This window comes from Pseudomonas sp. SJZ079, assembly GCF_007993865.1.
Classification (GTDB): Bacteria; Pseudomonadota; Gammaproteobacteria; order Pseudomonadales; family Pseudomonadaceae; genus Aquipseudomonas.
Genome location: NZ_VIUH01000019.1, coordinates 36,323 through 47,937, shown reverse-complemented (window position 1 = coordinate 47,937; position 11,615 = coordinate 36,323). Strand labels below are relative to the sequence as shown.

13 protein-coding genes are annotated in these 11,615 nt (G+C 64.9%); 12 read left to right on the top strand and 1 reads right to left on the bottom strand.

Annotation, left to right across the window (positions count from 1 at the left end; genetic code table 11):
- The first annotated feature begins 143 nt into the window (after positions 1-143).
- The 8 genes from FBY03_RS16610 to FBY03_RS16575 all read left to right on the top strand — a co-directional run bounded on the left by FBY03_RS16610 (position 144) and on the right by FBY03_RS16575 (position 6,952).
- Complete coding sequence (locus FBY03_RS16610) at positions 144-734, top strand: amino acid synthesis family protein (RefSeq protein WP_147173469.1); 591 nt, start codon at positions 144-146, stop codon at positions 732-734.
- Between the two features lie 25 nt (positions 735-759).
- Positions 760-1,593, top strand: coding sequence for an alpha/beta fold hydrolase (locus FBY03_RS16605; protein ID WP_147173468.1), 834 nt, complete (start codon positions 760-762; stop codon positions 1,591-1,593).
- Positions 1,590-3,071 (top strand): aldehyde dehydrogenase, encoded by a 1,482-nt coding sequence (locus FBY03_RS16600; RefSeq protein ID WP_147173467.1) that lies wholly within the window; start codon positions 1,590-1,592, stop codon positions 3,069-3,071. The genes FBY03_RS16605 and FBY03_RS16600 overlap by 4 nt, the downstream gene beginning before the upstream one ends.
- Positions 3,072-3,105: 34 nt before the next feature.
- Complete coding sequence (locus FBY03_RS16595) at positions 3,106-3,591, top strand: flavin reductase family protein (protein ID WP_147173466.1); 486 nt, start codon at positions 3,106-3,108, stop codon at positions 3,589-3,591.
- Between the two features lie 79 nt (positions 3,592-3,670).
- Complete coding sequence (locus FBY03_RS16590; protein WP_147173465.1) at positions 3,671-5,122, top strand: NAD-dependent succinate-semialdehyde dehydrogenase; 1,452 nt, start codon at positions 3,671-3,673, stop codon at positions 5,120-5,122.
- A gap of 25 nt (positions 5,123-5,147) precedes the next feature.
- Entirely contained in the window at positions 5,148-5,540 is a 393-nt protein-coding gene (locus FBY03_RS16585; protein WP_025164413.1) for a carboxymuconolactone decarboxylase family protein, read from the top strand.
- Positions 5,541-5,631: 91 nt separating this feature from the next.
- Positions 5,632-6,384 (top strand): GntR family transcriptional regulator, encoded by a 753-nt coding sequence (locus tag FBY03_RS16580; protein ID WP_025164412.1) that lies wholly within the window; start codon positions 5,632-5,634, stop codon positions 6,382-6,384.
- A 4-nt stretch (positions 6,385-6,388) separates the two neighbouring features.
- Positions 6,389-6,952: an NUDIX hydrolase gene (locus FBY03_RS16575; RefSeq protein ID WP_147173464.1), complete on the top strand. Its 564-nt coding sequence runs from the start codon at positions 6,389-6,391 to the stop codon at positions 6,950-6,952.
- 35 nt (positions 6,953-6,987) lie between these two features.
- Here the strand turns inward: FBY03_RS16575 and FBY03_RS16570 are convergent, their stop codons facing one another.
- Complete coding sequence (locus tag FBY03_RS16570; RefSeq protein WP_147173463.1) at positions 6,988-7,281, bottom strand: DUF1330 domain-containing protein; 294 nt, start codon at positions 7,279-7,281, stop codon at positions 6,988-6,990.
- 94 nt (positions 7,282-7,375) lie between these two features.
- Between FBY03_RS16570 and ribBA the strand changes: the two genes are divergently transcribed.
- From ribBA to FBY03_RS16550, 4 genes are all read left to right on the top strand, one after another.
- Entirely contained in the window at positions 7,376-8,485 is a 1,110-nt protein-coding gene (ribBA, locus tag FBY03_RS16565) for a bifunctional 3,4-dihydroxy-2-butanone-4-phosphate synthase/GTP cyclohydrolase II (protein ID WP_147173462.1), read from the top strand.
- Between the two features lie 364 nt (positions 8,486-8,849).
- On the top strand, positions 8,850-9,875 hold the full coding sequence (locus tag FBY03_RS16560; protein ID WP_147173461.1) for an ABC transporter substrate-binding protein: 1,026 nt from the start codon (positions 8,850-8,852) through the stop codon (positions 9,873-9,875).
- A 64-nt stretch (positions 9,876-9,939) separates the two neighbouring features.
- On the top strand, positions 9,940-10,791 hold the full coding sequence (locus tag FBY03_RS16555; protein ID WP_256677957.1) for an ABC transporter permease: 852 nt from the start codon (positions 9,940-9,942) through the stop codon (positions 10,789-10,791).
- Between the two features lie 6 nt (positions 10,792-10,797).
- Positions 10,798-11,607, top strand: coding sequence for an ABC transporter permease (locus FBY03_RS16550; protein WP_147173459.1), 810 nt, complete (start codon positions 10,798-10,800; stop codon positions 11,605-11,607).
- The last annotated feature ends 8 nt before the right edge of the window (positions 11,608-11,615 follow it).

Genomic DNA, 11,615 nt, shown 5'->3' with positions numbered 1-11,615 from the left:
GCCGCAGGCTTAGAGCCTCAAGCCTTGAGGCCGACCAGCGGCACCGCCGAAAAGCTTGACTTGCACGAGATGTATTATGGTATACCATGATACCAAGCCAGCGCGATGCGCTTCACACTGCCTCATCTATCCAGGAGAGCCTCATGAGTTTTGAAATTCGCAAGATCGTCAGCTACGTCGAAGAAACCCTTATCGAAGGTGGCAAGGCGACTGACAAGCCGGTGACCATGGTGGGGCTGGCCGTAGTGATGAAGAACCCCTGGGCCGGCCGTGGCTTCGTCGAAGACATCCGCTCGGAGCTCAACCCCCACGCCTCCGAGCTGGGTGAGCTGATGGTCAAGCGTCTGACCGACGCCATTGGCGGCGCAGACAAGATCGAAGCCTATGGCAAGGCCGCCGTAGTCGGCGCCGACGGCGAGATCGAACACGCCTCCGCGGTGATCCACAACCTGCGCTTCGGCAACCACTACCGCCAGGCGGTGAACGCCAAGAGCTACCTGAGCTTCACCAACAAGCGCGGCGGCCCGGGCACCTCGATCCAGATTCCGATGATGCACAAGGATGACGAAGGCGCGCGCTCGCACTACGTCACCCTGGAAATGCACATCGAAGACGCCCCGCGTGCCGACGAAATCGTCGTGGTCCTGGGCGCCGCTAACGGTGGCCGCCTGCACCCGCGCATCGGCAGCCGTTACATCGACCTGGAAGAGCTGGCCGCCGAGCAGGCGCAGTAAACCCCGGTCAGTGCAGGAGCAAGCCATGATGTTACTCACCGCTGAACGCACCCCCGCCGGCACCAGTTACCTGGCGACCGGCCAGGGCCAACCCGTGGTACTGATCCACGGCGTCGGCCTGAATAAAGAGATGTGGGGCGGCCAGATCGTCGGTCTTGCTCCGCACTTCCGGGTCATCGCCTACGACATGCTCGGTCACGGCGCCAGCCCACGCCCGGCAACCGGCACCGACCTGCTCGGCTATGCCGAGCAGCTGCGCGAACTGCTCGAACACCTGCAGCTGCCACAGGCCACCATCATCGGCTTCTCGATGGGCGGCCTGATCGCGCGGGCCTTTGCCCTGCATTACCCGCAGCACACCCAGGGCCTGGTGGTGCTCAACAGCGTCTTCAATCGCAGCCCGGAACAACGCGCCGCGGTGATCGAGCGAACTCGCCAGGTCGCCCAGTACGGCCCCAACGCCAACGCCGAAGCGGCCTTGACGCGCTGGTTCAGCCGCGAATACCAGGCCGCCAACCCGGCGCAGATCGCCGCGCTACGCCAGACCCTGGCCAGCAACGACCCCGAGGGCTACCTGACCACCTACGAGCTGTTCGCCACCCAGGACATGTACCAAGTGGATCGGCTGGGCAGCATCCGCGTGCCGAGCCTGATCGCCACCGGCGAGCTGGACCCCGGCTCGACCCCGCAAATGGCCAAAGAACTGGCCGAGCTCATTCCCGGTGCCCAGGTTGCCGTGCTCGCCGAGCAGCGGCATATGATGCCGGTGGAGTCGCCGCGCCTGGTCAACCAGGTGCTGCTCGACTTCCTCAACCGCGCCCAGACCTCAGAGAACCCAGCAAAGGGGATCGTTGCATGACACTCACCCGCTTTCAGATGTGCATCGACGGCCAGTGGGTCGATGCCCTTTCCGGCAAGACTTTCCACAGCCTCAACCCGGCACTCGCCGAGCCTTGGGCGGAGCTGCCCGATGCCGACGAAGCAGACGTCGAGCGCGCCGTTCAGTCCGCGCAAAAAGCCTTTGAAAGCCCAGCCTGGCGCGGCCTGACCGCCACCGCCCGGGGCAAGCTGCTGCGCCGCCTGGGTGATCTGATCGCCGAGAACAAGGAACAGCTGGCCCAGCTGGAAAGCCGCGACAACGGCAAGCTGATCCGCGAAACCCGCGGCCAGGTCAGCTACCTACCGGAGTTCTTCCACTACACCGCCGGCCTGGCCGACAAGCTCGAAGGCGGCACCCTGCCGCTGGATAAGACCGACATGTTCGGCTACACCGTGCTCGAACCGCTGGGCGTGGTGGCCGCGATCATTCCCTGGAACAGCCCGCTGTACCTGACCGCGATCAAACTGGCGCCGGCCCTGGCCGCCGGCAACTGCATGGTCATCAAACCGTCCGAGCACGCCTCGGCGACCATTCTCGAACTGGCGCGCCTGGCCCTGGAAGCCGGCATTCCGCCGGGCGTGGTCAACGTCATCACCGGTTACGGGGCCAGCACCGGCGCCGCCCTGACCCGTCATCCACTGATACGCAAGATCGCCTTCACCGGCGGTGCCGCCACCGCCCGCCACGTGGTGCGCAGCAGTGCGGAGAACTTCGCCAAGCTGTCGCTGGAGCTGGGCGGCAAGTCGCCGAACATCATCTTCGCCGACGCCGACCTGGATAGCGCGGTCAACGGCGCAGTCGCCGGCATCTATGCCGCCTCCGGGCAGAGCTGCGTCTCCGGCTCACGCCTGCTGGTGCAGGACGAAATCTACGACGAATTCGTCGAACGCCTGGTCGCCCGCGCCCAGCGCATCCGCATCGGCAACCCGCAGGACGACAGCAGCGAGATGGGCCCCATGGCCACCGCGCAGCAACTGGCGGTGGTCGAAGGCCTGGTCGCCGACGCCTTGGCCGAAGGCGCGAAGCTGCGCCTGGGCGGCAAACGCCCCGCGATCGACGGCAACGGCTGGTACTACGAGCCAACCCTGTTCGAGTGCGACAGCAACTCGATGAAGATCATGCAGGAAGAAGTCTTCGGCCCGGTCGCCTCGGTGATCCGCTTCAAAGACGAAGCCGAAGCCCTGGCCATCGCCAACGACTCGCAGTTCGGCCTGGCCGCCGGCATCTGGACCCGCGACCTCGGCCGCGCCCACCGCCTGGCCCGCGACGTGCGCTCCGGGATCATCTGGGTCAACACCTACCGCGCGGTCTCGGCCATGGCGCCGATCGGCGGCTTCAAGAACAGCGGCTACGGGCGCGAGAGCGGCATCGACTCGGTACTGGCCTACACCGAACAGAAAACCGTGTGGATCAATCTCTCGCAGGAACCGATGGCCGACCCCTTCGTCATGCGTTGAGCGGCCAACCGCCCGAATTCAAGAGGTAGCAAAGATGATCGAACCAGGCATTTACAAAGAGGTGATGGGCTCGTTCCCCTCGGGGGTCACGGTGATCACCTGCCTCGACGAAGAGGGCGGCATCGTCGGCATCACCGCCAGTGCCTTCAGCGCGCTGTCGATTGACCCGGCACTGGTGCTGTTCTGCCCCAACTACGCCTCGGACTCCTACCCGGTGCTCTGCGCCAGCAAGCAGTTCGCCATCCACCTGCTGTCCGCCGACCAGACCGCCGAAGCCTATGCCTTCGCCGGCAAGGGCAAGGACAAGGCCAAGGGCATCGACTGGCACCTCAGCGAACGCGGCAATCCGCTGCTGAGCAAGGCCACCGCGATCATCGAGTGCGAGTTGTGGCGCGAATACGACGGCGGCGATCACGCGATCATCGTCGGCGCGGTGAAGAACCTGATTCTTCCCGAAACCGAAGTCACGCCCATGGTCTATCACCGCGGCAAGCTGGGCGCCCTGCCCGCTATTGCCTGAGCGAGATCAGCACACAGTCTTTTTGGGGGTCGTCTGCCTGCATCTTGGTAGCGACCCCTTTTTTACTTTCGGAGCCCACATGACCCCAGCAGCCGCACAACTGTTCCGCCAACAGGCCTTCATCGACGGCCAATGGTGTGACGCCCAGGACGCCAGCACCCAGGAGATCTTCAACCCGGCCAACGGCGCAACTATCGGCCGGGTGCCAAACATGGGCACCGCAGAAACCCAGCGCGCCATAGCCGCCGCCACTGCCGCCTGGCCGGCCTGGCGCGCACGCACCGCCAAGGAGCGCAGCAACATCCTCAAGCGCTGGCATGCGCTGATGCTGGAAAACGCCGACGCCCTGGCCGAGATTCTCACCCTGGAGCAGGGCAAGCCGCTGGCCGAAGCCAAGGGCGAGATCCTCTACGCCGCCAGCTTTATCGAGTGGTTCGCCGAAGAGGCCAAGCGCATCTACGGCGACACCATCCCCAGCCACAAGGGCGACGCGCGTATCGTCGTGAGCAAGGAGCCAATCGGCGTAGTGGCCGCCATCACACCGTGGAACTTCCCCGCCGCGATGATCACCCGCAAGGCTGGTCCGGCCCTGGCCGCCGGTTGCCCGTGCATCGTCAAGCCGGCGCCGGAAACGCCGTTCTCCGCCCTGGCCATGGCCGCACTGGCGGAACAGGCCGGCATCCCGGCGGGCATCTTCAACGTGATCACCGGCGACGCGGTGGCCATCGGCGGCGAGCTGACCAGCAGTGCCGACGTGCGCAAGCTGTCCTTCACCGGCTCCACCGCCATCGGCAAACTGCTGATGGCCCAGTGCGCCGCGACCCTGAAGAAAGTCTCGCTTGAGCTCGGCGGCAACGCGCCGTTCATCGTCTTCGACGACGCCGATCTGGAGCGCGCGGTCGAGGGCGCGCTGATCGCCAAGTTCCGCAATGCCGGGCAGACCTGCGTCTGCGTCAATCGCTTCCTGGTGCAGGACGGCATCTATGACGCCTTCGTCAGCCGTCTCGCCGAGCGCGTGGCCGAGTTCAAGGTGGGCGATGGCTTCGCCGCCGGCGTGACCCAGGGCCCGCTGATCAACGAGCGCGCCGTGGCCAAGGTCGAAGACCATGTGCAGGACGCCCTGGGCAAAGGCGCGCGCCTGCTGTGTGGCGGCGAACGCCATGCCCTGGGTAACGGCTTCTACCAGCCGACGGTACTCGCCGACGTCTCCCTGGAAATGAAGGTCGCCCGCGAGGAAACCTTCGGCCCACTGGCCGCGGTGTTCCGCTTCGGCAGCGAAGCCGAGGCCGTGCAACTGGCCAACGACACCGAGTACGGCCTGGCCGCCTACTGCTACACCCGCGACCTGGGCCGCGCCTGGCGTATGAGCGAGGCGCTGGAATATGGCATGGTCGGCATCAACGAAGGGCTGATCTCCACCGAGGTCGCACCTTTTGGCGGGATCAAGTCCTCCGGCCTCGGCCGCGAAGGCTCCAAGTACGGCATCGAGGACTACCTCGAGATCAAATACACCCTGATGGGCGGCCTGTAACAGGCCCGTATCGAAGGAGAGCAGCATGAGCAACGACAAGTACGAGAAAGGCCTGGCGATCCGCACCCAGGTGCTGGGCGAGGCCTACGTCAACAAGTCGATCGAGAATGCCGACGACTTCAACCGCCCGCTGCAGGAGCTGGTCACCGAGTACTGCTGGGGCCATGTCTGGGGCCGGGAGGGTTTGTCGCTGGCGGAACGCAGCATGATAAACTTGGCGATGATTTCGGCACTTAACCGGCCGCATGAACTGAAGCTGCATATTCGTGGAGCCTTGCGCAACGGCCTCAGCCGTGAGCAGATACGCGAGATCCTGCTTCAGGTCGGTATTTACTGTGGCGTGCCTGCGGCCGTGGACAGTTTTCGCATCGCCCGCGAAGCCTTCGCGGAAGCCGATGCCGAAGGCCAACCTCAATAGCGGGCGGCGCAAAGTGAGCTAAGCACCCTTGGTCCGTTGATCGGGGTGCTTTTTTGCTTTTTCTTCGGACAGCCCAACCAGAGCGGACCCCATGAAACGCTTGCCTCTCGACGACAGCTTCAAGGTCAATCGCAACCCCATTACCCTGCGCGAAATCGTGCTGGATAAACTGCGCAGCGCCATCATGAACTTCCAACTGCTGCCCGGCGATCGCCTGGTGGAGCGCGACCTCTGTGATCGTCTCGGCGTCAGCCGCACCTCGGTACGCGAGGCCCTGCGCCACCTGGAGTCCGAGGGGCTGGTCGAGTTCGCCGATGCCAGAGGCCCGCGAGTGGCCATCATCACCCTGGCAGACGCCTGCGATATCTACGAGCTGCGCTGTGTGCTCGAAGGCCTGATCGTGCAACTGTTCACCCTCAACGCCAAGGCCAAGGACATCCGCGCCCTGGAACGCGCCCTCGAGGAAAACCGCAAGGTCCTCGAAGAAGGCGAGCTGCAACAGGTGCTCGACTCGGTGCAGGGTTTCTACAATGTGCTGCTGGAAGGTTCCGGCAACCACATCGCCGCCACCCAGCTGCGCCAGTTGCAGGCGCGCATCAGCTACCTGCGCGCCACCTCGGTGTCGCAGGCCAACCGCCGTGGCAACAGCAACCAGGAAATGGAGCGCATCGTCGAGGCGATCAAGAGCGGCGACCCGCTCGCCGCGCACCAGGCCTCGGTCGACCACGTGCGCGCCGCGGCCAAGGTGGCCCTGGACTACCTCAAGTCCAAGCAGGACGAGACCGGCACGGTGCGCGAGATCGCCACGCCGATCGCCCTCAAAGAGCCCCGCATAGGACGCTGACGCCATGCCCAGCCCGCGCTTCTGCCCCAACTGCGGCGCCGACCGCCTGAGCCGCCAGGTGCCGGCCGGCGACACCCACCAGCGCCTGGTTTGCGCGGGCTGCGACTACATTCACTACGAAAACCCGAAGATCATTGCCGGCTGCATCATCGAGCAGGACGGCAAGTACCTGCTGTGCCAGCGCGCCCTCGAGCCGCGCCCCGGCACCTGGACCCTGCCGGCCGGCTTCATGGAGAGCGGCGAAACCACCGAACAGGCGGCCTTGCGCGAGGTGTGGGAGGAAACCGGGGTGCGCGCCGATATCGTCTCGCCCTATTCGATCTTCAGCGTGCCGAGGATCAGCGAGGTGTACATCATCTTCCGCGCGGTGGCGCTCGAAGTGACCGGCCAGTTCGGCGCGGAAACCCTCGACTACCGCTTCTTCGCGCCGGAAGAAATTCCCTGGGAGAGCATCTATTACCCGGCTATCCGGCAGATTCTCGAACGCTATATCGAGGAGCGCCAGGCCGGGGTCTACGGCATCTATATCGGCAATGACGACACCGGCAAGGTGCATTTCATCCGCTGAACCTGTGCCGCCCGGCCTTCAACTCAGTTGCAGGCTCAGGGCGCGCAGCCCTCGACTATGATCACTTCGGCAATAGCCGCGCCCTGCCGATGGCCGCAGGCGTCCTGGTACTCCGCCGAGTTGTAACAGGCCTGCGCCTGCTCGTAGGAGTCGAACTCGATCACCACGTTGCGCGGCGGCGTAGCACGGCCTTCCATGGCCTGCGCGCGACCGCCACGGGCGAGGAAGGTGCCGCCATACTTGGCGAACGCCGCTGGCGCCCGCCGGGTGTATTCGCCGTACTGCTCGGGGTCAGTCACCTCGACATGTGCAATCCAATAAGCCTTCATCGCCCTCTCCGTTACTCGTCAATATTACGTATTATGGTATACCATAAAATCTGCCAAACCACCGTCACCCATCGCAAACCGTGAGAGCACTGGCATGCCATTCAACAGTATCGAAGAAATCATCGAAGACTTCCGCCAGGGCAAGATGGTCCTCCTGGTCGACGACGAAGACCGCGAAAACGAAGGCGACCTGCTGCTGGCCGCAGAAGCCTGCACCCCGGCCGCGATCAACTTCATGGCACGCGAGGCACGCGGCCTGATCTGCCTGACCCTGACCGACCAGCACTGCCAGCGCCTCGGCCTGGAACAGATGGTGCCGAGCAACGGCAGCGCCTTCTCCACCGCCTTCACCATTTCCATCGAGGCCGCCACTGGCGTGACCACCGGCATCTCCGCCGCCGACCGCGCGCGCACCGTGCTGGCCGCCGTGGCAGCAGACGCCAAGGCCGAAGACCTGGTGCAGCCGGGGCATATCTTCCCCCTGCGCGCCCGCGACGGCGGCGTACTCAACCGCGCCGGGCACACCGAAGCCGGTTGCGACCTGGCGCGCCTGGCCGGCTACAGCCCGGCGGCGGTGATAGTCGAGGTGATGAACGAGGACGGCAGCATGGCCCGCCGCCCCGACCTGGAGAAGTTCGCCGCCCAGCATGGGATCAAGATCGGCACCATCGCCGACCTGATCCACTATCGCCTGAGCACCGAGCATACGGTGACCCGCATCGGCGAGCGCGAACTGCCGACGGTGCACGGCGACTTCCGCCTGATCACCTACGAGGATCGCATCGAAGGCGGCGTGCACATGGCCATGGTGATGGGCGAGATCAAGCGCGACGAGCCGACCCTGGTGCGCGTGCACGTGATCGACCCGCTACGCGACCTGGTCGGCGCCGAGTACACCGGCCCGCAGAACTGGACGCTGTGGGCGGCGCTGCAGAAGGTCGCCGAAGCAGGTCGCGGCGTGGTCGTGGTGCTGGCCAACAACGAGTCGTCCCAGGCCCTGCTGGAACGCGTGCCGCAACTGACCCAGCCGCGCCAGCAGTTCAACCGCTCGCAGTCGCGCATCTACTCCGAAGTCGGCACCGGCGCGCAGATCCTCAAGGATCTAGGCGTCGGCAAGCTGCGCCACCTCGGTGCCCCGCTGAAATACGCCGGGCTGACCGGCTATGACCTGGAAGTGGTGGAGACCCTGACCTTCGGCGAATAACCCCAAACGCCGGGAGGGCTCAACCCTCCCGCGCCTGCAAGCCAAGCGCAACAGCCTCCCCGTACGCCCCGCTCCGCCATCTCAGCCGCAACCCCAACCGCAGTCAGAGCCCCAGGCTCAAGCCAGCGCATGCACCACTCGCGTGGCGAACCGCCCACGACCATCAGTCGCCTCAATCCCCTCGTCACGACTCAGCAGTCACGCAAGGCTTGCAGATATCTTGGAATACCATAATATGATATTCCATAGGCCGACCATTCCAGTGGACGATCTAGGCACGTTGGCAGACCTCGAGCCACAGCAAACCCAGCTTTACTTTCATGCATAGCGGCTCGACAACAACTACAAAATCGAGGAATACAGCATGTTGCAGAGAAACCCCGTCACCGCCACCCTCGCCGCCCTGGCCCTGGTGGCCAGCGCCAGCACTGCTGTCGCCGCCGACAGCCTGAACTTCGTCAGCTGGGGTGGCAGCACCCAGGATGCGCAGAAGCAGGCCTGGGCCGAACCCTTCACCGAGGCCAGCGGCATCCACGTGGTACAGGACGGCCCGACCGACTACGGCAAGCTCAAGGCCATGGTCGAAAGCGGCAACGTGCAGTGGGATGTGGTCGACGTCGAAGCCGACTTCGCCCTGCGCGCCGCCAGCGAAGGCCTGCTCGAACCACTGGACTTCGGCGTGATTAAGCGTGAGACGATCGACCCGCGCTTCGTCTCCGACCACGGCGTCGGCTCCTTCTACTTCTCCTTCGTGCTCGGCTACAACCAGGGCAAGGTCGGCGGCAACGCCCCGCAGGACTGGACCGCGCTGTTCGACACCGCCACCTACCCCGGCAAACGCGCGCTGTACAAGTGGGCCAGCCCAGGCGTACTGGAACTGGCGCTGCTCGCCGACGGCGTAGCGGCCGACCAGCTCTACCCGCTGGACCTGGAGCGCGCCTTCAAGAAGCTCGACAGCATCAAGCAGGACATCGTCTGGTGGGGCGGCGGCGCGCAGTCGCAGCAACTGCTGGCCTCCGGTGAAGTCAGCCTCGGCCAGTTCTGGAACGGCCGCGTCTATGCCCTGCAGCAGGACGGCGCGCCGGTCGGCGTGAGCTGGAAGCAGAACCTGGTCATGGCCGACTTCCTGGTCATCCCCAAGGGTGCGAAGAACAAGGACGCCGCCATGAAGTTCCTGGCCAACGCCAGCAGCGCCAAGGGCCAGGCCGACTTCGCCAACCTCACCGCCTATGCGCCGGTCAACGTCAACAGCGTCGAGCAGCTGAATGCCGACCTGGCGCCAAGCCTGCCGACCGCCCACGTCAAGGATCAGGTCAACCTCGACTACGCCTACTGGGCCAAGCATGGCGAAGCCATCTCCGCGCAGTGGAACGAGTGGCTGGTCAAATAACATGACTACCGCCCAGTCCAGTCAATCGACCCACGTTGCCGGCGCCGCCCCGCGCGCCGCCGGCATGCCGAGCAGCTCGACTGCACAGCGCTGGCGGGGGTTTTCCAACCTGCTGCCGGCGCTGCTGTTCCTCGGCCTGTTCTTCCTCGCGCCTCTGATCGGTTTGCTCATGCGCGGTGTACTGGAACCCAGCCTGGGACTGGGCAACTACGAACAACTGTTCGCCAACTCGGCCTACAGCCGCGTGCTGCTCAACACCTTCTCGGTGGCCGGTCTGGTCACTGTGATCAGCCTGCTGCTGGGCTTCCCCCTGGCCTGGGCGATCACCCTGGTGCCGCGCGGCTGGGGCCGTTGGCTGCTGAACATCGTGCTGCTGTCGATGTGGACCAGCCTGCTGGCGCGCACTTACTCCTGGCTGGTGCTGCTGCAGGCCTCCGGGGTGATCAACAAGGCCCTGATGGCGATGGGCATCATCGATCAGCCGCTGGAGATGGTGCACAACCTCACCGGCGTGGTGATCGGCATGAGCTACATCATGATCCCGTTCATCGTCCTGCCGCTGCAGGCGACCATGCAGGCCATCGATCCGATGGTGCTGCAGGCCGGCGCCATCTGCGGTGCCAGCCCGTGGCGCAACTTCTTCAGGGTGTTCCTGCCGCTGTGCCGCCCCGGCCTGTTCTCGGGCGGGCTGATGGTCTTCGTCATGTCGCTCGGCTACTACGTGACCCCGGCGCTGCTCGGCGGCGCGCAGAACATGATGCTGCCCGAATTCATCATTCAGCAGGTGCAGTCCTTCCTCAACTGGGGCATCGCCAGCGCCGCCGCCGCGTTGCTGATCGGTATCACCCTGGTGCTGTTCTATTTCTACCTAAAGCTCCAGCCGGAATCGCCGGTCGGCGCCAGCAATGCGAGGTAACCGAGCATGTTGCTGACACCCAATGCCATGGGGCCGCGCCTGCGCATCGGCCTCTACCTGACCACCGGGTTGATCGCCCTGTTTCTGCTGCTGCCGATCCTGTTCATCGTGCTGCTGTCGTTCGGCTCCTCGCAGTGGCTGGTGTTCCCGCCGCCGGGCTGGACCCTGAAATGGTACGAGCAGTTCTTCGCCAACCCAGAGTGGATGGCCTCGGTCATGACCAGTTTCAAGGTTGCCGTGCTGACCACCCTGTGCGCCGTCGCCCTCGGCCTGCCGACCGCCTTCGCCCTGGTGCGCGGGCGCTTTCCCGGGCGCGAGCTGCTCTACGCCCTGTTCACCCTGCCGATGATCGTGCCCCTGGTGATCATCGCGGTGGCGGTCTATGCGCTGTTTCTCAAGCTGGGCTACACCGGCACGCTGTTCTCCTTCGTGGTCAGCCACGTGATAGTCGCGTTGCCGTTCACCATCATCTCGATCATCAACTCGCTGAAGCTGTTCGATCAGTCGATCGAGGATGCCGCGGTAATCTGCGGCGCCTCGCGCATGCAGGCGGTGTACAAGGTGACCTTCCCGGCGATCCGCCCGGGCATGGTGGCCGGCGCGCTGTTCGCCTTCCTGGTGTCGTGGGACGAGGTGGTACTCAGCGTGATGATGGCCAGCCCAACCCTGCAGACCCTGCCGGTGAAGATGTGGACCACCCTACGCCAGGACCTGACCCCGGTGATCGCCGTCGCCTCGACGCTGCTGATCGGTCTGTCCGTCCTAATAATGGTGATCGCCGCCGCCCTGCGCCGGCGCAATGAAGTCAGCGCCTGAGCGCCGAG